We start from the raw sequence: 24092 nt of genomic DNA, 5'->3' as shown, positions 1-24092 counted from the left end.
TGTGCAGCCGATGTTGCGCCATGATGCTCCCCGAACAGCCGATCGGCACGCTCGCCCGGCCTCTTGCGTCAGTCAATGGCGAAGGTGTTGCAACGGCGACGCCCCCCGGGCGAACATGCCGCGTGGCTATGGCGGTGCGAACAGAAACTATGGCGGGGTGCAACATTCTTGTTACTTAATGCCGCGGTTCCGCCGTGGGCAGGCGGGACGATGGGGGCAGATTCACATGGTTGGTATTACGGCGTTCAGGAATCTTCTTGTTTCGGGGACGGCGTTCGCCGCGCTGGCCGGCGCAATGCCGGTGTTCGCGCAAACCAGTACCGATCAGTCTACCCCCGAGGCGGCGACGCCGACCGGCGCGGCGCTGCCGGTCTCGGATGCCGCGCAAAGCACAGAACCGCAGGCCCGCGACAACGAGATCCTCGTCACCGGCTCGCGCATCCGCCAGGATCCGAACAATTCGGCGCTGCCCCTGCAGATCATCACCACGCAGGAGATCCAGCGCAACGGCATCAGCAGCCCTGAACAGCTGATCATGTTCCTGAGCACCAACGGCAGCGGCGCGGACAATCTCGCCTCGAACGCCGATGTGACTTCGGGCGCGCAGCGCGGCACCAACGGGCTTTCGGCTGCGAATTTGCGCGGCCAGGGCGCCGCCGCGACGCTGGTGCTGCTCAACGGCCGCCGCGTCGCGGCGCACGGCCTCACCGGCGGGGCGGTCGACGTCAACCAGATCCCGTTCGCGGCGATCGAGCGAGTCGAAGTGCTGAAGGACGGCGCTTCGGCGATCTATGGGACCGACGCGGTCGGCGGGGTGATCAACTTCATCACGCGGAAAGACTATCAGGGTCTCGGCTTCAACGGCTTCACCGACGTCACCGAGGCGGGCGGCGGCAGCATCTACCGGCTCTCGGGCATCGCCGGCTATGGCGATCTCGCCGAGGACGGCTTCAACCTCATGGGCGCCGTCGCCTATAGCTGGAACAAGGCGCTGCGCGGCGAGGATCGCCCGTTCGTCAACGGGTACCAGCCCAATCGCGGGCTCTCGATCGACACCCGCGGCACGCCGATCGCGACTGCGTTCAACATCGGCGCCAACACCCGGCCGAACAGCATCACGGGGGCCGGCACCCTGCTCACCGGCCTGAACCTGGTCGCCCCCAATGGCGCCAATGCCGCCGCCGGCGGGATCAACATCCTCGACCTGCCGGGCGGCGCGGGCTGCGAATCGATGGACGGCGGACTGCCTTATGACGAGGCGCTGTGGAACGCGCCGACCGCTTATTATGCCTGTGCCTGGGATACCGGCCGCGCCGCCGTGCTCCAGCAGCCGATCAACACGTTGACCTATTATGGCCGCGGCGTGGTCAATCTGGGCATGGGCCACCAGATGTCGCTCGAGATCACGGGCTCGGACGCGACCTCGGCCAAGCGCTTCTCCAATGCGCAGCTCACGGCGAACACTACCAACCTCGCCATCGCCTATCCGCTCAACAGCCTGACCGCGACGACCTACAACAGCGTGTTCAACGCGATCCGCGCGGCCTTCCCGGCGCAGGCGGCGGCACTCGACGGCCGCTATGGCCGGCCGATCGGCTATCGCTGGCGCTGCATCGCCTGCGACACGCGCGAATATGTCACCAACACCAAGACCCTGCGTGCGGCGTTCGGCGTCGAGGGTCCGATGTTCGAGGGCTGGGACTATCGTGCGGGCGCGTCCTATGCGAAGAGCGAATCCTCCTCGGTGCTCGGCACCGGCTATTATTATCGCGGCACCCTGGGCAACGGCGACTATGATCCGAACGCCCCGGCCGTCGCCGGCGCGGCGCCGATCACCGGGCTAAGCGGGCAACAATATGTCCCCCGCGGCCTCGTCGGCGTGATGAACAGCGGCCTGATCAATCCGTTCAGCACCGCCCAGACTCCCGAGGGCCTCGCCGCGCTGGAGTCGGTGTCGGCATATGGCGCCACGCTCTATGGCGGCCAGTATGAAGTGAAGCAGTTCGACGTGTCGGTGTCGGGGCCGCTGTTCCGCATCTGGGGCGGCGACATCCAGCTGGCCGTCGGCGCCGACGTGCGCCGCGAGACCTACGAGTTCAACGGCTCCGACGCCGCGGCGGCGACCGCGCCGGTGATCTTCCTCGCGGCGTTCGACAACATCAACGCGCTGACCCCGAAGAACCGCACCGTCAAGGCGGCCTATGCCGAAATGCTGGTGCCGATCCTGCCCGGGCTCGAAATCACCGGGGCGGTCCGCATCGACGAATATACGGGCTTCGGGTCGACCACCAATCCGAAGGTTTCGGTCAAGTTCCGCCCGATCGATCAGATCATGTTCCGCGGATCATACAATACCGGCTTTCGCGTGCCTTCGTTCAACCAGATATTCAACGGCATCACCGAAGCGACCTATGCCGGCAGCGATCTAGCCGATCCGGTTTTGTGCCCGGGCGGCGTGCCCACCAGCACGGTCGGCAGCGGGCAGCCTTGTGCGCAGATCCGTCCGGAAATCTACACGGGCGGAAACCGCGAACTCGGCCCCGAGACCGCGAAGCAGCTCAGCGCGGGCGTCGTGATCCAGCCGGCGCCGTTGTTCAGCCTCTCGGTCGACTGGTGGATGATCAACGTCGACAACACGATCCAGACGCTCACGCTGCGCCAGTTGATCGACAATGCGGCGCTGTTTCCCGAGCGTTTCCTTCGCGACCCTCCGGGCACGGGGATCATCCTGGGAATCGATCAACGCTGGATCAACGCCGGTTCGCGCCGCACCCAGGGCCTCGAAGTCTCGCTCCGCGGTGGCCACGAGTTTAACGGCGGCAATCGCGTCATCGCCGGCCTCGACGGAACCTTGCTGCTCAAAAAGCGCGAGAAATTGACGCCGACCGCGCAATACGGCCCCAGCCTGATCGGGGTGTTCAGTTTCGCCGGCGATCTCGGCGTGCGCTGGAAGCACAATGCCTTTGTCAGCTTTTCGAACGAGGACGTCGCGCTGTCGCTCAGCCAGATCTTCCGCAAGGGTTATCGGAACGGCGCGCTGCCCGGCATCGCCGCGGGCACGGTCACCCGGCCGGAGTATAACGCGTTCGTGAAGGACTATATCGTCTACAATCTGTCGCTCAGCTACACCGGGCTCGCGCCGGGCTACAAGCTGACGGCGGGTGTGCGGAACTTGTTCGATACCAAACCGCCCTTTGCGATCACCTATGACGGCAACACCGGCGCGGGCGGCTCATGGGAGCCGCGCGTCGCGGACCCGCGCGGGCGCAGCTTCACCATGGGTGTCGAAGTCAAATTCTGACCTTCTCCGGGGGGAGGTGAAGGGCCGCGGCGGGATCCTGCCGCGGCCCTTTTCTTCGCCCGGGGAACCGGGCGGTGTGTCGATCGATTGCTGCTACGCCTGCGAGACTGCAAGCTGACATCGGGCAAGGAGATCGCTGCGTTGGTGCGAGCATCGTGAACGAGATCATCATCGCCGGGGCGCTGGGCAGCCTCTGCGCGGGCATGGCGACCGGGCTCGGCGCGATCCCCGTGCTGTTCATGCGCCAGCCTAGCGACCAGCAGCAGAATTTGCTGCTCGGCTTCGCGGCCGGCGTGATGCTGGCGGCGAGTTTCTTCTCGCTGATTCTGCCGGCGATCGAAGTGGCGCGGCAGCAGGGCGCAAGCCAGGCGGGCGCGTCGGCCACCGTGGTCGCCGCCGTGCTGCTCGGTGCCTTCGTCATCGCCAAATTGAACGACTGGGTGCCGCCGCTCGACAAGCTCGGCCTCGGCCCGCCGGGCATCGCCGCAGCCACGGCTTCGGTGCGGCGGATCTGGCTGTTCGTCGCCGCAGTGACGCTGCACAATTTCCCCGAAGGCATGGCGGTGGGGGTGAGCTTCGGCGGTGGTGATTTCGATGCCGGACGCGTCACTGCGCTGGGCATCGGACTGCAGAATATTCCCGAAGGGCTGGCGGTCGCCGTGGCGCTGAGCTCGATTGGCTATCCGCGCGGCCGCGCGGCGCTGATCGCCGCGGGCTCGGGGCTGGTCGAGCCCGTCGCGGGGCTGATCGGAGTGAGCATCGTCACGGTGGCGCAGGCTTTCCTGCCCTGGGGGCTGGGTCTTGCGGCGGGGGCGATGATCTATGTCGTCGCGTCGGACATCATCCCCGACGCGCATGCGCGGATCAACGGTGGCGGCAAGGTCAGCACCGGGCTGATGATCGGGCTTGCCGCGATGATGTTCCTCGATACGACCTTCGGCTAGGCTGGCAAATCGTAGTTACGGATCCATTCGCTGCGATTTACCGCAAGGCGACGGCCTAAGTATTTGATTTAACGTGTCACAGATCTTGGCCTGTTGGCGCCTTTACATCTCTACAGGTCGCTTCTGTCCTATCTTTGTTGGAATTGCTGTGTGACATTCCTGCGCGACTCGCAGACTGCCGGGGGCGGCGGCGCGGGCGTGTAGGGGGATGTACATGCGGCAAACCACCTTGTCCGTGGCGCTCGAGGTCAAACCTGAGAGCTACGATCATTTGTCGTCGCTGCTCGACAAGCTGCGCGAGAGGCGTGATCCCGATCCCTCGGGCGGCACCGGCCCGTTTGCCGACTTCCTGACGCGGGTGCCGGCGGTCCATTTCATGTCGTTGAGCGTCTTTCCGGGTTTTGATTACGATCCGCTGTTCGTGATCGAGGCCAATTTCGATGGCGAGAAAGGGCCTTTCTGGGCACAGCTCGAATCGGCGATCGGCCCCGAGCTTCGCGCCATGCTGCGCTGCTGCAAGCGTCCGCTCGACAATGACGGGCCGCTGTTCGATTCGATCACCGCGAAGGACGCGCGCGCGCCGATCGCGCCCTATCTCGAGCGGCGATCGCTCACCCCGACGGTATTCCACCACGGCAATCGCGGAATGACGCGCGACCGCATCCTCGCCGAGCACAAATTGTTCGAGGCGACGCGGGTCGAACTGGGCTGCGCCAATGTCGATGGACCCAATCCCTATCGCTCGCTCACCCCGCGCCAGATCCACGCGAAGCTGCGCGCTGCCGTGCACCCTGATTTCACCTGGCTCGACGAGACGGCGCCCAAACGCATTCCGCTTGCCCAGAATATCGGCGATTGGGTGCGGCTGATCGGCTTCATCGTCGCGGCGGTGTTCGTGCTGTCGCTGCCCGGGTTGTTCCTCAGCCTCGCCATGCCGTGGGAGCGCTATCTGATCCTGCTGGCGGTGGTGTTCGTCGGCATCGCGATGCGGCTCAAGCAGATCGGCGTCGCCTTGCCGGGAACCGCGGTGGCGACCAGGTTCAGCTTTCTCAAATTCTTCTTCAGCCAGCTGATCCCGCTCGTGCTGTTCGTGCTCTTCTATCTGGTCGTCGCAGTGGCGATCGGAACGCCGCTGTCGATGCTGGCCACCGCGCGCCATTTCGACGCGGCGTGGCACGGCATGGTCATCTGGCTGCTGTGGGGGCTTGCCGGCGCACCGGTAGTGATCGCCGGCATCGTGTTGTGGCTGCGTGTGATCGAGCGGCGCGATGCGTCACAGGACGCGCCGCCGGTCGATCCGGTGATGCTGCGCGAGATGGCGCGGCGCGAGGACTGGATCCCGCAGAACCACATGGGCTCGCTGGTGCTGATCAAACCGGGTATCCTGCGGATGATCCTGATCCGAGCGGGGCATCGCGGGCTCGGGCTGGTGCTGCGGATCATTGCCCGCAAAGGCTATCTCGGCTCGATGCGGACGATCCATTTCGCCCATTGGGCGATGGTCAACAACAGGTCGCGGCTGATGTTCTTCTCGAACTTCGACCAGACTTGGGAGAGCTATCTGGATGATTTCATCGAGAAGGCCCATGCCGGGCTCACGCTGGCGTGGTGCTGCGGCGTCGGCTTTCCGCCGACCCGCTTCCTCGTCAAGGACGGCGCCAGCCATGGCCGCCAGTTCAAGGAATGGGCGCGGCATTCGATGGCGGTCAGCCGCTTCTGGTACTCGGCCTATAAGGACCTCACCGCCGAACAGATCGAGCGGAATTTCCGCATCGCGATCGGGCTGCGCAAGCGAACACTCTCGGACAAGGACGCCGCTTTGTGGATCAACGACCTGTGAGCGCCGCATCGAAGGGTCCGCCGAGCTGGAAGCTCGCACCGCCGCACGACACGCTGACCCAGGGCATGGTGGTCAGCGGCTTCGCCTCGCTGCCGACCGGGCGCGCGCTGTTCCTCCAGTTTTGCTGGGACGAAGCGCACAAGAAGGGCGGCGGCTGGCTCGCGGCGCTGCAGGCGGTGGCGCCGATCACCGACGCCGACGGCAAGGACGAACGTTGCGCAGCGATCGGCCTCACCTGGGAGGGAATGCGCAAGATGGGGCTCGACGCGAGCGCGCTCGCCTCGTTCGACCGGCCGTTCAAGGAAGGCATGTTCCAGGAAGATCGGCTGCGCCGATTGGGCGACCGGCGCGAGGGCGAATGGCTCTCGACGGTGATCCCGGGCGGCCCGAGATGGAGCGGCAACATCCCGCTCGACAATGCCGCATGCGACCGCGCCGACGAGCACGCCTTCGACGATCTGGAGACCGTGGTCGAGACGCGGGTGATGACGCCCATCACGGTGCATGCGCTGGTGCTGCTCTACGAGAAGGACGAGGAAACCGCCGAGGCATGGTGCCGGACCGTCGGCGCCGCGCTGGCGCCGCATGACATCAAGATCGTCCACGATCTGCCGCTCGATCTGCGCCCCGACGAGCGAGGGATCGCCCGCGAGCATTTCGGCTTTGCCGATGGCGTGTCGCAGCCCGCGCCGTTCGAATCCAGAGTGGTCACGGTGAAGGGCGGGGCGGACTATCCCAAGGACCCGTGGAACGGCGTGCCGCTCGGCGAAGTGCTGATGGGGCATGAGAACGGGCATCATGAGATCGCGCTCGGTCCGGTTGTGGCCGACACGCCGGAAGGCCGCGCGGCCGGCTTGCCCGAGCATCCGCGCGGCGTGGGCTTCCTCGATCTCGGGCTCGACGGCAGCTATATGGTGGTGCGCGAGCTCAAACAGGATGTCGCCGCCTTCTGGAATTCGATGGACGCCGCATCCGCGCGGATCAACCGGCGCGATCCTGAGCATTCGGGGCACATCGACGCCGATTGGATCGCCAGCCGGGTGATTGGGCGCGACCTCAACGGAAATCTGCTTTGCCCGAACAGCGCGAGCGGCGTGCTTCCCGTCGACAAATACGATCAGCCCGACAACGACTTCCTGTTCTACGATCGCGACAAGCTCGGACATGGCTGCCCGCTCGGCAGCCATGTCCGCCGCGGCAATCCGCGCGACGGGCTCGCGCCGACGCCGAAGGACAAGCAGACCTTGCTCGACGCGGCGAACAATCACCGCATCCTGCGCCGCGGCCGCAAATATGGACCCGACATTCCCGACAAGAGGACCGATGACGGCAAGGAGCGCGGCCTGTTGTTCATCTGCCTCAACACCGACATCACTCGCCAGTTCGAGTTCGTCCAGCAAACCTGGATGCTGAATCCGAACTTCGCCTTCCTCTATGACGAAGTTGATCCGCTGATCGGGCCTAAGGGAATGCTCACCATTCCCGAGAATCCGCTGCGGCGGATCATCGAGGTCGACACCTTCGTCCAGATGGCCGGCGGCGAATATTTCTTCCTGCCGAGCATGCCGGCAATTCGCTATCTGGCGTCGCTATGAGCATCCTCACCTCGCGCGACGTGCTCCGCCCGGGGCCGAAGGGGTTCAAGGCGTGGATCCAGCGGGTGGTGTTCGCGCTGATGCCGGGCTTCTTCACTTTCCTGCGGCGCTGGAAGCCGGTGATGAAGCTGGGCAACAACTATCTCACCTCGCGCTATGACGACGTCCGCGAAGTGTTCGCCACCGATCCGGCGTTCGGGGTGGTCTATAAGCCGCATCTCGACGTGATCATGGGCGGTCAGCCCTTTTTCCTCGGCATGGCCGACACCGAGCAATATCGCCACGATACCGATGCGATGCGCCGGGTGGTACGCCCTGCGGATGTGCCGAAACTCGCGGCGCAGACCGAAGCGCTCGGCGAGCAGATCGTCGCCGGGGCGGACGGCCGGATCGATGTGGTCGACACCTTGGTGCGACGCGTGACCTTCACGATGCTCGGCGACTATCTGGGGGTGCCCGATCCCCCGGGCGGTGATCTGCGCGTGTGGGGGACGCGGCTGTTCGAATTCCAGTTCGTAGATCAGGGCAATGATCCCGCGCTGCGCAAGGAGGTAGACGAGATCGCCCCGGCGCTGCGCATGCACATCCAGAACGAGATCGCGCGGCGACGGATCGAGCCCGGCAAGGACGATGTGCTGGCGCGCTGCCTTGCGCTGCAGGCGGCGGGCGACCCCGCTTATAGCGACGATTTCATCCGCACCTCGCTGACGGGCTTCATCGTCGGCGGGCCGCCCCAGCCGCCGATGGTGGTGCCGCAGGCAATGGAGCAATTGCTGCGCCGGCCCAAGGTCCTCGCCGAGGCGCAGGCTGCGGCCCGCGCCGGCGATGACGATCGGCTGCGCCGCTACGTGCTGGAGGCGATGCGCTTTGATCCGCTCGCGCCGGGGCTGCCGCGCGTCGCGCTCACCGACTGGACGCTCGGCAGGGGGACCTCACACGCCGTCACTATCCCGGCCGGCGCGCAGGTACTCGCCGCTTTCGCCTCAGCGATGATGGACCCGCGCCGCGTCGCCGATCCCCGGTTGTTCGATCCGAACCGGCCGGCGAGCGACTATATGCATTTCGGCTTCGGGCTGCACGAATGCTTCGGTCGCCACATCAACCATGCGACGCTGCATCTGATGCTCAAGCCTTTGCTGAGGCAGCCGAACCTGCGCCGCGCGTCCGGCAAGGAGGGCAAGTTGACGAAGAATGGCCCCTTCGCCGAACGGCTGGTGGTTACGTACGGCTAGGGGCGGACCGACCTGTGCTCCTGCTTTCGCAGGAGCACAAAAGCTGTAGATTACCGTCGCGGCGAAGGCGCGCCGCGATAGCCCCCTTGGCGCTCGAGCATCCAGCCGGGATACTCCGCCGGCAGCTTGCTGGCCGCATCCAGCCGCGCCAGTTCATCGGCGGTAAACGCCACGTCGATCGCGCCGAGATTGTCCGCCAGCTGCTCGGGCCGCTTTGCCCCGACGATCACGCTCGATACCGCCGGCTGGTGGAGCAGCCAGCCCAGCGCGAGCTGCGCTACCGAATGTCCCTTCGCCGCGCTCAGTTCGCGCAACACGTCGATCACCGTATAGCCGCGCTCCTTGTCGACCGGCGGAAAATCGAAGTTTGCTCGGCGGCCTTCGTTTTCGCCTTCGCGCGAATATTTGCCCGACAGGAAGCCACCGGCGAGCGGGCTCCACACCATCAGGCCGACACCTTCGGACTGGAGCATCGGGATCACCTCGCGCTCGAGATCGCGCCCGGCGAGGGTGTAATAGGCCTGTAGCGAGGCGATCGGTGCGTAGCGCTTCGCCTCGGCGATGCCGACTGCCTTGGCAACCTGCCATGCCGCCCAGTTGGACAGGCCAATATACCGTACCACCCCGCGCCGCACGAGGCTGTCGAGCGCGTACAGCGTCTCCTCGATCGGAGTCGCCGCGTCGAACCCGTGGATCTGATACAGGTCGATATGGTCGGTCTGGAGCCGTGCGAGGCTTGCCTCGACCTGATCGTGGATGTGCCCACGCGAGGCACCGGCGCCGTTGGGCCCGGGGTGCATCCGGCCGACCACCTTGGTGGCGATCACCACCTCCTCACGGCGGATACCCAGCGTCTTCAGCGACTGGCCGAGGATCATCTCGGAGCGACCCTCGGCATAGACATTGGCGGTGTCGAGGAAGTTGATCCCGGCATCGAGCGCCGCATTGATCAATGTGCCGGCCTCGTTCTGCTCGAGCTGGCCGATCGTGCCCCACATGCTGCCGTCGCTGCCGCCGAAGGTCATGGTGCCGAGGCAGAGTTCGGAGACGATCAGGCCGGTACGGCCGAGCTGGTTGTAGCGCATGGGTGACTCCGGATGAGGTCGCACCGCGCAGATGTCATCGCGCCCGTCTCTCGGCAATGGTCCACGCGTTCAGCGCCGACACGATTCGGAAATATTCGGGCGCAGATCTCGTGCCGCGGCAGCTGCTCATTGCTGCAAAGCGGTAAGTATCTGGACCGCTTGAAAAGACTTGGTACTCAAATGTATGAGTTGACAGCCCGCAAGGCGAGGCATAGCCCTATGTGACCGCTAACATCGGATCCACCGAGGCGGTGAATACGGCCCGCAAGAGGCCCATGGAGGGGACAAATGGACACTCGCACTGCACGCCGTCATTCCACGCGCCGCACCGCCGCGTTCGCCGCGATCCTGCTCGCCGGAGCCGCCTGGCCCGCGCTGGCGCAGACTGCGCCGGCTGATCCGCAGGACCCGCCCGGCAGCTCCGCAGAGACGGTCGCCGACCCGAATGACGAGATCGTCGTCAGCGGGTACCGCGCCAGCCTCGAGAGCTCGACCAACGCCAAGAAGAACTCGACCGGCTTCAGCGACACGATCTTCGCAGAAGACATCGGCAAGTTCCCCGACACCAACATCGCTGAGAGCTTCAATCGCATTCCCGGCGTGACGATCAGCCGCGAAGTGACCGGCGAGGGGCTGAGCATCGCGATCCGCGGCCTCGGCACCAATTTCACCAAGGTGCTGCTCAACGGCGCGCCCGTTGCCGTTGCCTCCACCGGCCGGACCGACTCGCAGAACACCAACCGCGAAGTTGATCTCGACCTGTTCCCCACCGAATTGTTCACTTCGCTGACGGTCAACAAGAGCGGCATGGCGAGCATGATCGAAGGTGGCGCCGCGGGCACCGTCAACATGCGCAGCGCGCGCCCGTTCGACCGCGAAGGCACTCGCGTCACTTATGGCGCGCAGCTGACCAAAAACACCAATTCGGACAAATGGGGCTATCGCGGCTCGCTGCTCGCCAGCACGACGATGGGCGATTTCGGCATCCTTCTCGGCGTCGCCGGCGTGCACAATCAGGTGCGCACCACCGGCTTCGAGACGATCGGCTGGACAAACCCGAACCTGAGCACCCCCAACAGCATCGCGGGGACGACCGGCGGGGTCCAGAATGTGCCGACGCCCGCGCAGATCGCCGCGTCCCAGTGCCGCGCCAACAATGCCAGCTGCAACAGTACCGGCGGGGGCAATTGGACGATCCCCGGAACGGTTCCGGCGAATGCCGGCAATGGCCTCACGGCGGGCGCATCCGTAAACCAGGACTTGCTGCTCGCGCGCAATCCGGGCGCCACGATCCAGCAGATCGACAACGGCATCATCCCCCGCCTCGGCCGGCCGATGTTCGAGGAAGGCACCAAGGACCGGATCAACGCGATCGCCAGCCTCGAATATAAAGGCGAGAATTTCCACGCTTATGTCGACGCGATGTACGGCTGGAAAGACAACCAGCTCGAGCGCGTGGACATGAACTGGGTGGGACGTAACGGCGCGATGATCCCGCTCAACACCACCTATGACCGAAGTGATTGCGCTACGGGATGCGTGGTGACTGGCGGCACCTATGCCAACGCGCAATTCTTCCTCGAATATCGCCCGCATCTGGAGACGGTGAAGTTCTGGGGCGTCAATCCGGGGCTCGAGTTCGAATTCAACGACAGGCTGAAGCTCGACATCCAAGGCAATTACACCAAGAGCGATTTTCACCGCGAATCGCCGACGGTGCTGGTGATCACCCCGGCGAGTTCGGGGGTCACGGTCACCTATGACAATCAAGACGGCAACATGCCGGTGATCGGCACCAATATCGACTTGAACAATCCTGCCAATTTTGGCTGGCCCGGCGGGCGCGTGAACATTCAGGACGAGCGCCGCAAGACCGAGACCAAGGGCGTTCGCGGCAATTTGACCTGGGGCGATGCCGCCTTCAACTTCCGCGCCGGCGCCGCCTATGACGACGTCTCGCGCCGGATCAGCGCCTTCGACAACAGTCAGGCATGGCAGAACGCAGTCTGCGGCAACCGGCCCAGCGTGTTCGTGCCGGGGCCAAACACTCAGCCGCCGTGCAACGGTCTGGTCCAGCCAGGCGCCGCGCCTGCCGGCTATCCGACCTATCCGGCTTTCGGCACCGGCTTCACCGCCGGGCAGACCGGCCCGGTCACTTATGCCGGGTCGCTGATCTCGAACGCGCAAGTGCCGAGCTTCCTGCGGCCGACCTCGAGCGGGTTCGTCACGGTCGACTGGGAGCGCTTCAAGGCCGCTTCCAATTACGACGCGTTCCACGACAGCGCGCCGGAGGCCGGATCGGCGAACACCGGGGCCAATGGCGGCTATGTCCGCGAGAAGTCGCTTGGCCTTTATGCCGAGCTCAACGGCGATACGTCGCTCGCCGGCGGGCGCATCAACTATAATGTCGGCTTGCGCTATGTCCGGACCAACCAGACGATCGGCGGACGCGTGTCGGTCACCGATCCGCGCAACGGCACCGATCCCGATGGCGCCGGCCCGCTGCCCAATGCCTGCCCCGGCACCGGCAATCCGCGCGACGGCTCGTGCTACCCGAACGTGGTGAGCGTCCTCTACACCGAGAGCGATTATGACAATTGGTTGCCCTCCGGCAGCGCCGCGTTCCACATCACCGAAAACGCCGTGGTACGCGCCGCCGCATCGCGGACGATGACGCGGCCGAACCCGAACACGATGCTGCCGGGGCTGAGCTTCACGTCGCCATCGGCGGACGCGGCGACGATCGGCAATCCGGCGCTCAACCCCTATCTGTCGACCAACTTCGACCTGGGCTTCGAATATTATACCGGGCAGGAAGGCTATGTCGGCTTCACTGCGTTCCGCAAGGCGCTGACCGGATTCACGGTCAACAGCACGACGACCGCGCCATTCTCGACGCTGGCGCCGTTCGGCATCACCTATGACACGCTCTCGGCGACCCAGCAGGCGGCGATCACTGCGCGGGGCGGCCCCGCCGCCGCCAACATCACCCTGCAACAACAGGTCAACGCGAGCGGCACGCTCAAAGTCAACGGGCTCGAGGCGACCTGGGTCCAGCCGCTCGATTTCCTGCTCGGGCGCTATCTTGGAATCAACGGCTTCGGCTTCAACGCCAATCTGACGCTGATCGAACAGACCGGTTCGGGTGCGGCGCCGGCGGTGGCGGTGGGCGTGTCGCCGGTGACGTACAACATCACCGGCTATTACGAGCAGAACGGGTTGAGCGTGCGGCTGTCGACCACGTTCCAGCGCGGCTCGGTCTCGTCGGACCCGAACCAGAACGGCATCGCCCTCGCCCGCTTCTATTCGGACGATTATCAGCAGTTCGATCTGACCGCGAGCGTCGACTTCGCCGATCTGTTCGACGTCAAATGGGCACCGCAGCTCACTCTCGACGTGATCAACCTGACCAAGGCGCAGCAGCGGAGTTATTTCCAGTTCGAGAATGCGGCCTACACGCTCTACGAGCCCGGCCGCCAGGTGATGATCGGGCTCCGCGGCCGGTTCTGAGCCGCGGAGAAGGGGCGCGGCCGCCGGTATTTCCCCCGGCGCCGCTGTCCGTTTGCTGTCCGCGAACTGGCCGCTTTCGGGCGGCCTTTTTCGTCCTCGCTTTCCCCCGGCTATCGACTGAGCTACCGGGCATGTCATGGCTTCTACTGTTCCGTTGATCGCCGGGATCGAACTCGGCGGGACCAAATGTATCGCATTGCTGGGAACCGGCCCCGACGATGTCCGCGCGCAGCGGACGATTCCGACGACCGACCCGGAGGCGACGCTGGCCGCGATCGAGGCGGCACTGGACGAGTGGACGTTCGACGCGATCGGCATCGCCAGCTTCGGCCCGCTCCAGCTCGACTCCGTTGCGGCTGATTTCGGCGCGATCACTGCGACCACCAAGCCGGGCTGGACCGGCACCGATCTCGTGCGCCGGCTCGAGCGGCGCTACGGCCGGCCGATCGGCTTTCAGACCGACGTCAACGGCGCGGCGCTGGCCGAGGCGCGCTGGGGGGCAGCGCAGGGTCTGACGACGCATGCCTATATCACCATCGGCACGGGGGTTGGCGTCGGGCTGATCGCCGGGGGCCGGCCGGTGCAGGGCGTGGCGCACGGCGAGGCGGGGCATATGCGCGTGCCGCGCGCGCCGGGCGACGAATATGCCGGCTGGTGCCGCTTTCACGGCGACTGCGTCGAAGGGCTGATCTCGGGGCCCGCGCTGGCCGAGCGTTTCGGCTGCCCGGGCAAGGAACTGCCGCACGACGGGCCCGAATGGGATCTGTTCGTCCACGATTTGGGCGGGCTGCTCCACAATCTCGTCACCGTCGCGGCGCCCGAGCGGATCGCGATCGGCGGCGGCGTGATTACCGCCCGCGAGCACCTGTTCCCGCGGCTGCGTGCACGGCTGGCGGAGAGCCTCGGCGGCTATGGCTCGCTGATCGGCTATGCCAGGGAACTGGAGGCGCGGCTGGGACCGCCCGGGCTCGGCGCGATGGCGGGACCGCTCGGGGCGCTGGCAGTGGGGATGGGGGCAATGGGGACCTAGCCCACATCTTCCGCTCGTTCTCCTGCGAAAGCAGGAGCCCAGGATGACGGAGTACGCAGCTACCCTAGGCTCCTGCCTTCGCAGGAGCACTGCGCATTAGGGAAGCGATCAGGCCCCCTCAGATCACCTCCATGTCGATCTTGTAATGGTGCCACGCGAAGATCGCCGCGGCCCCCCGGTGCGGGCTCCACGGCGCCGACCATGCGCGCAGCAGCTTTTCCGAGGGCCGCTCGGCATGGCCGAGGATGCGGCCGATCTCGATCTGCACCGCGAGGTCGCCCGCCGGCCAGATGTCCGGACGCCCCTCGGCGAACAGCAGATAGATCTCGGCGGACCAGCGGCCGATGCCCTTGATCCGGGTGAGCGCCGCGACCGCCTCCTCGTCGTCGTCGGGGAGATTGGCGAGATCGAGCCGCCCGCTGGTCACTTCCTCGGCAAGGCTGCGGGCATAGCTCACTTTCTGGCGCGACAGGCCGACGGCGCGCAGCGTCTCGTCCGATGCGTTCGCGACGGTGTCCGGATCGGTCAGGTTGCCCAAAGCGGCCGCGAGCTTGTTCCAGATCGATTGCGCCGCGGCGACGCTGACCTGCTGGCCGATGATGGTGCGCAGCAAGGTCTCGTAGCCGCGATCGCGGATTCGCGGCGGGGGATAGCCGGCGCGCTCGAGCGCCGCGGCAAAGGCGGGCTCGACCTCGATCAGTGCGTCGATCGACTCCTTGAGCCGGGTTTCGCTCAGGCCCATGGCCGATATCCTTGAATCGAGGGGGCTTCGGCGGCATGGACACGGCCGACCAAGGAGGATTGCATGCCCAAGCTTATCGTCGTCACCAGGGAAGGGGAAGAACGCGAAGTCATGGGCGATGCGGGCCTCAGCGTGATGGAAGTGATCCGCGACAGCGGCTTCGATGAGTTGCTCGCGATCTGCGGCGGCTGCTGCAGTTGCGCGACTTGCCATATCCATGTCGATCCGGAATTTGCGGCCAAACTGCCGCCGATGAGCGAGGACGAGAACGATCTGCTCGACAGCTCCTCGGATCGCGACGAGCGTTCGCGCCTGTCGTGCCAGGTGCAGTTCACCAATGCGCTGGACGGCTTGCGGATTACGATCGCCGCGGAGGATTGACGAGGGTTAGAGCGCCTCGACCTTCAGCACCACCGTCGGGGCGATGTCGGTATCGGGCGTGACCTTCCAGCGGATCGTATTGTTTCCGCCGCTCGGCCTTGCGCCATCCGCATGGTTCTGGCTGACGATCTCGGCGTCGGTGATCAGCGTGAAGGTGCCGTCGAGGCGGGAATTGCTGCCGTCGTGGTCCGGACCCTGTCGCGCGGCGAAGCCCGGCGCCTGGACGCGGACCAAGTCCTTGCCGCGAAGCTCGATCGCGAAGAAGGGGAAGATCATCTTCGCGTCCTGATTGTACGGGAAGACGAAATTGTGGGTCAGCTTGCCCGAGATTTCGTAGTCGACATCGAACACGCCGTCGCCCCGATATGCCACGCTGCGATAGCCCGTTTCCTTGGCCATCTTTGCAGCGACTTCTCGAAATACGGCTTCCTTCCGCGCCTTCTCGGCCGCCGCTTCAGTGGGGTCGGGAACCGTCCCGTCATCGGTGAAATTCTCTGCCGATGTCGTCTCGAGCGCATCGGTGGCGATGATCTCGCCCTTGTATGCGTAGCTAAAGCTGCGATCCGCATGGATCGTCAGGGTCGACTGAAATTTACCAGGAAGTAGCAGGCACGCGGCAAGCGCGAGCGGCGTGATGAGCGCAGCAGCGAGCACCTTCCAATAGTTCATTCGGTCTCCCCTCTCGCTTACCCCCGCGCCGCGATCGCATAGAGCGCGACGGCCGCGGCGTTCGACACATTCAAGCTCTCGACCTTGGACGAGATCGGCAGCCGGGCGAGCTGATCGCAATGCGTCTCGGTGTTCTGACGCATACCTTCGCCTTCGGCGCCGAGCACCAGGGCGATCCGTCCCTGGCCCATCACTTCGGCGAGGGTGCCTTCGGCATGGCCAGTCAGACCGACGCGCCAGAAGCCCGCCGCGGCGATCTCCTCCAGCGCGCGGGCAAGATTGACCACCCGCACCCACGGCACCGTCTCGAGCGTGCCCGAAGCCGCGCGGGCGAGCGCGCCCGATTCGGGCGGCGCATGACGATCCTGGGTGATGATGCCGAGCGCGTCGAACGCCGCTGCCGAACGCAGCACCGCACCGACATTGTGCGGATCGGTGACCTGATCGAGCACCACCAATGGCCGCTGGTCACCCTCACCCTGGGCGAGCAGGTCGCCGAGCCAGATCTCCTCGAGTGGATCGACTTCGGCAACGAGACCCTGGTGCGGGGCGTCGCCGGGCACGAGACGACCGAGATCGGCGACGTCGGCATAGGTGATCGGAATCGTCGGCGGGATGTCGAGGCCGGCCAGTGCCTCGTGCGTCCCCCAGATCTTGCGCACCGTGCGTTCGGGGTTGGCGAGCGCTGCCAGCACCGCGTGGCGCCCGTAGAAGCGCGGGCGCGATGCGTGTGCCTTGCTCGGGCGATGTCCTTTGCGTGCCATCAGTCGAGATCATCCGGGTTGGGGTAAGCGAACGGATCGGTCACGTTCGGCTCGGTGGGGAAGGGCATGCGCGGCAGTGCCTTGTCGGCATTGGCGGCGTTGAGCAGGAAGCTTGCGAGGATCACCGCGCCCTGGCGCATGTCGTCAGCCTTGATGTGATCGAAGGTGTCGATGCTGGTGTGGTGGAGACGGCTGCCATAATCGAGCGGATCCTGGATGAACTGAAATGCGGGGATGCCGACCGCGGAGAAGAAGACGTGATCGGTGCCCCCGGTCTTGCGAATCGCGACGGTGTTGGCTCCCATCGAACCGAATGGCGCGAACCATTCACGGAAGATCGGCACCACGGCGCCATTGCCTTCGGCGTAGATCCCGCGAACCTTACCCGATCCGTTGTCGAGATTGAAGTACGCCGCCAGCTGTCCATAGCCCGGCTGACGCGTGATCGGCCAGCGATTTGCCCAGCCATAGAAGCGCGCGAGCCCGGTGTCGGCGCTGCCCGGCTTGCGCTGCCGCGCCGCGATATGCTGCTCGACATAGGCCATCGAGCCGAGCAGGCCCTGCTCTTCGCCGGCCCAGAGCGCGAAGCGGATCGTCCGCTTCGGCTTGACTCCCATCGCCTGCAGGATGCGCGCGGCCTCCATCACCATCGCCACGCCGGCGCCATTGTCGACCGCGCCATCTCCCGCGACCCAGCTGTCCATATGCGCGCCGGCCATCACATAGGCGCCCGAGGGATCGCTGCCGGGGATGTCGGCGATGATATTGTAGGCCTTGGTGTCGGTGTCGACGAAATGGACGACATTCTCGAGCTCGACCACCGGGGCTGGACCCTGTTTGGCGAGCCGCGCGAGGCGGCGATAATCCTCGGCGGCGATTTCGACGCCGGGGACCTGCTGGGTCTCGCCCGCGCCGAACAGATAGCCTGCGCCGTGCACCAGCTTGCCGTCGCGCGGCGACATGGTGGCATAAGCCACCGCGCCCTCGGCCTTGAGGAAGGCGTCGAGCTTGCTGGAATAATCGAGCCGCTTCATCCGGCGATCGCTCGCCTCGGGATCGTATTTGGGCTGGTCATAGACATCGAGCTTGGCCAGCTCGTCGCCGCTATAGCGCCGGAACGCCGGATCGCCCGGCTCGGAACCGTCATTGGGAAGCGTCACCAGTACGATCTTGCCGGCGAGCTGGCCGCGATAGCGCGCGAAATGGCGCTCCTCGCTCATCGGCGCGACGATCACCGGCGCGCTGATCTTGCCGGCGGTGGCAGGAGTCCAGGCGATCGGGATCGCAGTCAGCGCGATCGGCCGCGGGCTGACCATGCGGGCGCTCGCGCGCTCGATCCACCAGCCGCGGCCGAAATCGAAGCCTTCCTTGTGGGCGTTCTTGAGGCCCCAGTCGCGGAATTTGGACAGGGTCCAGTCCTCGGCGGCGCGCATGCCCGGCGAATTGGTGAGGCGTGGGCCGATATGATCGGTGAGATGCTGGACGGTACGCATCACTTCGGAACGGTTGAGCCCTTCGTCGAGGATGCGCCCGACTTCGGCGCGGTCCACCGATTGGGCGCCGAGCGGCGAGGCGAAAAGGGCGAGTGCGACGATTGCGGCAGCGGTGCGCATGGAACTCCTGCGGAATTGGAGGGATGCGCGCGACGCTATGCGGCGCAGGGCCTGCGCGCAAGGCGTTGACAGGCCGGGGTCGCTTCGGCATTGGACCGCCCTCGCTTCGCTGGCGGCACCATGGACAGGTGGCCGAGTGGTTAAAGGCAGCAGACTGTAAATCTGCCCGGGTTTCCCGTACGCTGGTTCGAATCCAGCCCTGTCCACCAGCCGCCGCGAAGCGTAACCTCCTGAAAAGATTAGGGATTTTCCCGCTCGGTTAGTGCCGGGCTGGAGCGCGTATCGCCCTTGCGATCATTCCCGTGCATTCCCACCGTTTCCCACGGTTTTCCGCCATTTTTTTTGGCACGTGCCGGAGGCTCCACCGTACACGGCGTGTACACGAACGTACATGGGATTGGGCCGAATCGCAGTGTGGGCTGCTCGTTGAGACAGGTGGCGAGCGGTGCCTCTGCTGGGCTCGTGGACGTGCGACCAGCATGGGGGTGGTCCAATTACGCTTCCTGACCGTCGCCATCTTCGCGCTCCCCCTTTATGCTTACCGCACTGCGGAGTGCGGCAAGCGCTATTTCTCGAAGGCGTTGGTCTGCCTCTAGATCGAACGATAGATTGAGTCGGGTTTCGACCTCGAGAGTGAGCGTCCGCTGGCCGCCGCCGCTTGTTCAATCCGGGTGCGCATCTGACCTGTTGTCCGGATCGGCAGCACTACATTTTTCAAGTCTGTGCCGTGGAATAGCGACGGCTTTCAGCACCTCGTTCAGACGCCTCCGCCCAGACGCGTTGCTACTGATTGCTGCCGACATCGATGAATCGATGCTCGCCCATCACGACGTTGCGGCCGCAGCGCTTTGCCAGCTCTAGCAGCACTTCGGCAGCGCCAAAAACCGATCCTGCATCCCGCCCTCGCGAAGCTGCCACGCCGGCTGAAAAGGTGATCGTTCCGAGCGGCTGATCGCTCTCGCGCACCCGCATTCGCTTTTTGGCAAGCCTCGATCGCGCGTCGTCGACGAGCGTCACGCTGCTCGCCAGATCGAGGCGTTCGAGCAGGATCAGGAACCGTCCTCCTTCCCAACGGCAGACAACGTACGGCGCGCAGCTCTCGGCGAGGTTGGTCGCAATGACCTGCAGCACGCGATCGCCAACCGCCGTGCCGTGCGCTTCGTTGACGTGCTCCAACTGATCCACGTCGATGAAAGCCGCGCAATAAGGGCTCCCGGCTATGGATTTCAGATGCTCGTCGAGACCCGTCCGATTGACCAGCCCAGTAAGAGGATCGCGATGGGTTTCCACCACGCGCAGCCTGCTCAGCTCCTGCCTTAACGCGTGCGCCTGTTGCATGGCGTCGACAAGCCGCTTCTCTGCCGCAGCAGTGACTGCAATCATACTGTTCACCGCAATTCGAATATTCGATTCCTGATCGACAAGGAGTGACGTCGATGCCTGGATGAGTTCCTGGCTCAAGGTTCCGGATGCATCGAGCGTGCCGCGAATGATCGAGAGTATCTTGATAGTCACTTCATCGAGTCGCGGCGTGAAGCGGTCGAGTAGATCGTTCACTTGAACCGCTTCCGTGTCGAGCCGGCGAACCTCGGCCGGCGTCAAGCTCGGCCGCTGATTGATCGCCTCGCGGACTCTTGCCGCGAACTGATCATCCCGCTCAAAGAGGAAACGGTGCCCGAAAGCATAGTTTGCAGGGCTATGCTCGAGATCGTGATCTTCGAGAAAGCGGATCACCTCGCTACCGATGTCCGATGTTGCTCCAGGGTCGGCCATCAACATCCTCTTGCAAACCTGTTATTTCGTCCGCGCCCGCGATTGTGCGCGGCATGGGGCTAAACCAGAGGTGGCCCTACCGAACTCTGATATTCGGGAACGCTCGACGAGGGTACTCCGTAGATCCAGGGTCGTCCGTTCAACTCGCCGGCGTGGGTAGCGGCTTTCATCTCGGAACGGTCCCGAGCCGTGTAGGGACGTCGCTTGCAGGATCGCCGACAGCCTCGAATCGTGCGATTCCGCATGATGGGCTCGCTACCTTTATTCTTTATCAAATTTCTCCTTTCGTTTCAATTCTTCGGCCACCTTGTCAAACTCGTCGTAGCGTGCCTCGCAGAGCTGACGATTTCTCGATTTCATCCCGCACTGCCTCCAGGCCGCGAAGGCCAAGCGTGCAGGTCCGCACGCGCGCGAGGTTTGCGCATCGACGCCGGGATGCTCATCAAGGCCTGGCAGACCGGCGTCGGTGCTGATCGCCTTCAGTTGACGATCTGGGCTACTTCACTCCGAAGGCGCATCTGTGAGACAGCACCTGCGGCCTTGGCGGCGCGTTCTTCGGCTGCCCAGATTGGGAGATCGTCCTCGAACGACGACGCCAGCTCGCCCAACGCGGCCTCGCCGAACAGGCCGGCAGAGCCAGCCAGCTTGTGGAACAGCCCACAAAGCTCCTCGACCTCACCTAGCGTGAAGGCGCCCGAGGCGATGATCTCGTCGGCGCGGGTGAAGGTCTCGCGCTTGCGCATCTCGAAACGGTCGCGCAGCGCCGCGCTGATCTTTAGCGGCTCGGCAGCGGCAGTGGCGGCGGGCACGGGCAGCCGGCCCGCGGGGGTCGTCCACTTCTTCAAGATCGTATCGAGGTCTGCAAGCGGCACCGGCTTGGCGAGATGCGCTTGCATTCCCGCCGACAGGCACGCCTCGACATCGTCGGAATAAGCATTCGCGGTCAGCGCGACGATCGGCAGTTCGCTCCCGGAGATGCCCATGGCGCGGATCCGGCGCGTCGCCTCGACTCCGTCCATCACCGGCATCTGCATGTCCATCAGCACTATATCGAACGCTTGCGGCGTGCCGCGCGTCTCCTCGACGCGCGCGAGCGCCTGGGCGCCGTCGGGCGCGATCACCGTTTGGTGCCCCAGTCGCGACAGCATCGCCTGCATCAGCGCCTGGTTGACGTCGTGATCCTCGGCCAGAAGCACACACAACGACTTGGCCTCTTCCGAAGCTCCATTGGGCGCAATCGCCGCGCCCTTAGATGCCTTCTCAGCAACGGCGGCATGCAGCGGCAGGCGGACGTGGAATATCGTGCCGATGCCGAGTTCGCTTTCCACGTCGAGCGCGCCGTCCATCAATCGCGCGAGCTGGCTGCTGATCGCCAAGCCCAGTCCGGTGCCGCCAAAGCGCCGCGCGGTGTCATCTTCGGCCTGCACGAATTGCTCGAAAATCGCCTTCTGCCGCTCCGTTGAGATGCCGATGCCGGTATCGGCGATGGCGATCTCCAGCTCCGGCCCCAACTTACCGCCGACCGCGCGCGCGTTGAGCGAAACGAACCCCTCATCCGTGAATTTGATCGCGTTGCCCAGCAGGTTGAGGACGATCTGGCGAATGCGCAGCCCGTCGGCCACGATCTGCTCCGGGACCGATTCGTCGATGTGTACCCGCAGCTCGATCCGCTTCTGAGACGCGGCCGGATTCACCAGCTTGACGCAGTTCTTGAGCGCGTGGCGAAGATCGATGTGCTCGGGCGCGATCTTCATTTGCCCGGCCTCGATCTTCGAGATGTCGAGGATGTCGTTGAGCAGCCGCATCATCGCCTTGCCTGAATCGACGATCATGCTGGCGTGGCGCTCCTGGTCCGGATCGAGGCCGCTGTCTGCCAGCAGTTCGGCAAAGCCGAGAACGCCGTTCATCGGAGTGCGGATCTCGTGGCTCATATTGGCAAGGAAGCTCGATTTCGCGAGCACGGCCGCCTCGGCACGGGCCCTTGCGGCGCTGAGCTCCAGCTCCAACCGCTTGCGGTCCGTCACATCTCGCAACGAAGCGATGACTTCCACGGGAGCGCCATTGACGGAGTCGCGGACCACCGCACTGTTCGCTTCCAACCATCTCCACTCGCCGGGATAATTGGGATTTCGCGACCTGTAGCTAATGATTCCACGCTCCATAGCGCCGCTCGCGAGGGATTCATGGAACTGCGCAAGTTCGGCGCTATCATCGGCATGAATCAACTTGTCCGTCTGGCGTCCCAACAGCATTTCGGGAGGCACGCCGACAACATTCAGGGTCGAGGGCGAAGCATAGACGCACACCCCGCGCGGATCGAGACGCAGCACCGCATCCGTGGCGTTCGTCGCGAGCAGGGCGAGCTGCTGCTCGACTGCATGGCGATGGATCAGATCCTCTTCCAGGCGAGCATTCGTATTGCGAAGCGCAAGCATGCGATGCCGCCGCTCACGCGCCATCAGCCCCGCCACGAGCAAGATCAGGATCAGGCTGCCGACCAGTGCTGTCTTAGCAAGCTGGTCGACCCAGCTAGATTTTACGCTGCGCTCCTGCAGGAGGCGCAACTCTTCTTTCCGGGTAGCATCTATCAACGCGCCTGCATGGGCAATCCCCGCCCGCGCCTCAAGGCCGTTGGTGACTGCCGACGCTTCCGCGACACGCCCTTGCTTCCGCAGGGCGACGGAATATTCCATGTGCGTCAACCATCCGGTGAGCGCTTTACGCAGCGCTGCGATACGGTACTGCTGGCCGGGATTGTCGGATGTCATCAAGGCGAGCGCTGCCACCGCCGGCAGCAACGAACGTCGTGTGGTGTCGAAGTCCTGCAGGTCTCCGGGAACTCCGCTCGAGACATAACCCCGCCGATGAACCTCTGCGCGCAATGCGATATTCTGGACGCGTGCAACTTGCTCGCTCACCTGGAAGGTGTATCGGACATGCTGCTGGGCCACCTGTTGCTGCCACGAAAGCCAAATCGCCGACGTGGCGCAGCAGATGAGCAACAATGCACCCAGCGTGGTAGCCACTGCCGAACGGCTAAGAGCGCTGATTGTCATGGCGTCCTCACAGGCAACGGTGTCTTTCAACTGAGGAACATGTCGCGCAAGCGAGGCCGGATGTGCCGGACGGGTGCTGACCACGCAGGGTCCGCTGCGATCAGCGACAACTTCTAGACACTACTAACTTACGAACTGAAACCAAGATACTCCGAAGTGTTCCAAGTACCTACCGGCTCCACGTTAACTTCAGAATAAGCTAGCCTACGTAGTTCCCGCTGCGCCGTCATTTCAGTCGCATCGGGATCGCTCCGGTATTCTGCACCAAACAAGATCGACTGCTCAAGCTCGCGAAGCGAACTTCGATCTGTTCCCTGCGGAAGGCGAACGGTAGGCGCCTTATTGATGGCAAGGTCCGTGCATCCCAGGAGCCCGTCTTCCTGGCGCGCAAAGCCCAGACGGTCCCCCCAACACCGGCCACGGGCAATGCAATTTGGGCAGGTCAACGGCGCCCGCTGCGGTTCGGGCGGCGCGGATCCGCTTCGGCATTGAGCACGGCTCCGAAGGCGGCCACTCACTGCTCTGAGGATCTGACGGCGGCGATTGGGTGGGAAGAA

General features: G+C 64.7%; 15 protein-coding genes and 1 tRNA gene. 9 read left to right on the top strand and 7 right to left on the bottom strand.

All coding sequences use genetic code 11. The annotated features are described in order from the left end of the window. Positions 1-226: 226 nt before the first annotated feature. The 5 genes from CVN68_RS12145 (at position 227) to CVN68_RS12125 (ending at position 8912) form a co-directional block, all read left to right on the top strand. Positions 227-3301, top strand: a complete 3075-nt coding sequence (locus tag CVN68_RS12145) for a TonB-dependent receptor domain-containing protein (RefSeq protein WP_199560071.1) — start codon at positions 227-229, stop codon at positions 3299-3301. A gap of 155 nt (positions 3302-3456) precedes the next feature. Continuing rightward, positions 3457-4245: a ZIP family metal transporter gene (locus CVN68_RS12140; protein WP_233503319.1), complete on the top strand. Its 789-nt coding sequence runs from the start codon at positions 3457-3459 to the stop codon at positions 4243-4245. A 214-nt stretch (positions 4246-4459) separates the two neighbouring features. After that, positions 4460-6085, top strand: coding sequence for a hypothetical protein (locus tag CVN68_RS12135; protein ID WP_158298863.1), 1626 nt, complete (start codon positions 4460-4462; stop codon positions 6083-6085). Continuing rightward, positions 6082-7680 (top strand): Dyp-type peroxidase, encoded by a 1599-nt coding sequence (locus CVN68_RS12130; protein ID WP_100282435.1) that lies wholly within the window; start codon positions 6082-6084, stop codon positions 7678-7680. Before CVN68_RS12135 ends, CVN68_RS12130 begins: the two co-directional genes overlap by 4 nt. Then, positions 7677-8912, top strand: coding sequence for a cytochrome P450 (locus tag CVN68_RS12125; RefSeq protein WP_100282434.1), 1236 nt, complete (start codon positions 7677-7679; stop codon positions 8910-8912). The genes CVN68_RS12130 and CVN68_RS12125 overlap by 4 nt, the downstream gene beginning before the upstream one ends. 50 nt (positions 8913-8962) lie before the next feature. Here the strand turns inward: CVN68_RS12125 and CVN68_RS12120 are convergent, their stop codons facing one another. Next, positions 8963-9997: an aldo/keto reductase gene (locus tag CVN68_RS12120; protein WP_100282433.1), complete on the bottom strand. Its 1035-nt coding sequence runs from the start codon at positions 9995-9997 to the stop codon at positions 8963-8965. A gap of 288 nt (positions 9998-10285) precedes the next feature. Between CVN68_RS12120 and CVN68_RS12115 the strand changes: the two genes are divergently transcribed. Both CVN68_RS12115 and CVN68_RS12110 read left to right on the top strand, forming a co-directional pair. Continuing rightward, on the top strand, positions 10286-13507 hold the full coding sequence (locus CVN68_RS12115; protein ID WP_100282432.1) for a TonB-dependent receptor: 3222 nt from the start codon (positions 10286-10288) through the stop codon (positions 13505-13507). 136 nt (positions 13508-13643) lie between these two features. Continuing rightward, positions 13644-14537 (top strand): ROK family protein, encoded by an 894-nt coding sequence (locus CVN68_RS12110; RefSeq protein ID WP_199560070.1) that lies wholly within the window; start codon positions 13644-13646, stop codon positions 14535-14537. A 118-nt stretch (positions 14538-14655) separates the two neighbouring features. On the opposite strand, the gene CVN68_RS12105 is transcribed toward CVN68_RS12110, so the two are convergent. Further along, positions 14656-15279 carry a DNA-3-methyladenine glycosylase family protein gene (locus CVN68_RS12105; protein ID WP_100282431.1) on the bottom strand — a complete coding sequence of 208 codons (624 nt, stop codon included), beginning with the start codon at positions 15277-15279 and terminating at the stop codon, positions 14656-14658. Between the two features lie 63 nt (positions 15280-15342). Here CVN68_RS12105 and CVN68_RS12100 point away from each other — a divergent pair, with 63 nt between their 5' ends. Beyond that, the gene (locus CVN68_RS12100; protein ID WP_100282430.1) at positions 15343-15660 is read left to right on the top strand and encodes a 2Fe-2S iron-sulfur cluster-binding family protein; all 318 of its coding nucleotides are present in this window, start codon (positions 15343-15345) and stop codon (positions 15658-15660) included. A gap of 6 nt (positions 15661-15666) precedes the next feature. Here the strand turns inward: CVN68_RS12100 and CVN68_RS12095 are convergent, their stop codons facing one another. From CVN68_RS12095 to CVN68_RS12085, 3 genes are read right to left on the bottom strand one after another with little or no spacing between them, the layout of a single operon-like run. After that, on the bottom strand, positions 15667-16329 hold the full coding sequence (locus CVN68_RS12095) for a hypothetical protein (RefSeq protein WP_100282429.1): 663 nt from the start codon (positions 16327-16329) through the stop codon (positions 15667-15669). A gap of 17 nt (positions 16330-16346) precedes the next feature. Further along, positions 16347-17093, bottom strand: a complete 747-nt coding sequence (gene rlmB / locus CVN68_RS12090) for a 23S rRNA (guanosine(2251)-2'-O)-methyltransferase RlmB (protein WP_100282428.1) — start codon at positions 17091-17093, stop codon at positions 16347-16349. After that, positions 17093-18706, bottom strand: a complete 1614-nt coding sequence (locus CVN68_RS12085; protein WP_100282427.1) for a M20/M25/M40 family metallo-hydrolase — start codon at positions 18704-18706, stop codon at positions 17093-17095. Before CVN68_RS12085 ends, rlmB begins: the two co-directional genes overlap by 1 nt. Positions 18707-18828: 122 nt before the next feature. Here CVN68_RS12085 and CVN68_RS12080 point away from each other — a divergent pair. After that, positions 18829-18915: transfer RNA gene (locus tag CVN68_RS12080), tRNA-Tyr, on the top strand. A 574-nt stretch (positions 18916-19489) separates the two neighbouring features. On the opposite strand, the gene CVN68_RS12075 is transcribed toward CVN68_RS12080, so the two are convergent. Both CVN68_RS12075 and CVN68_RS12070 read right to left on the bottom strand, forming a co-directional pair. Further along, a complete protein-coding gene (locus tag CVN68_RS12075; RefSeq protein ID WP_158298862.1) occupies positions 19490-20479 on the bottom strand; it encodes a GGDEF domain-containing protein in 990 nt (329 codons plus the stop codon). Positions 20480-20958: 479 nt separating this feature from the next. Next, positions 20959-23565 carry an ATP-binding protein gene (locus tag CVN68_RS12070; protein ID WP_158298861.1) on the bottom strand — a complete coding sequence of 869 codons (2607 nt, stop codon included), beginning with the start codon at positions 23563-23565 and terminating at the stop codon, positions 20959-20961. Between the last annotated feature and the right edge of the window lie 527 nt (positions 23566-24092).

It is taken from the genome of Sphingomonas psychrotolerans (assembly GCF_002796605.1).
Taxonomy (GTDB): domain Bacteria; phylum Pseudomonadota; class Alphaproteobacteria; order Sphingomonadales; family Sphingomonadaceae; genus Sphingomonas; species Sphingomonas psychrotolerans.
The sequence above is the reverse complement of the archived record's forward strand: the minus strand, read 5'-3'. Positions and strand labels throughout refer to the sequence as shown.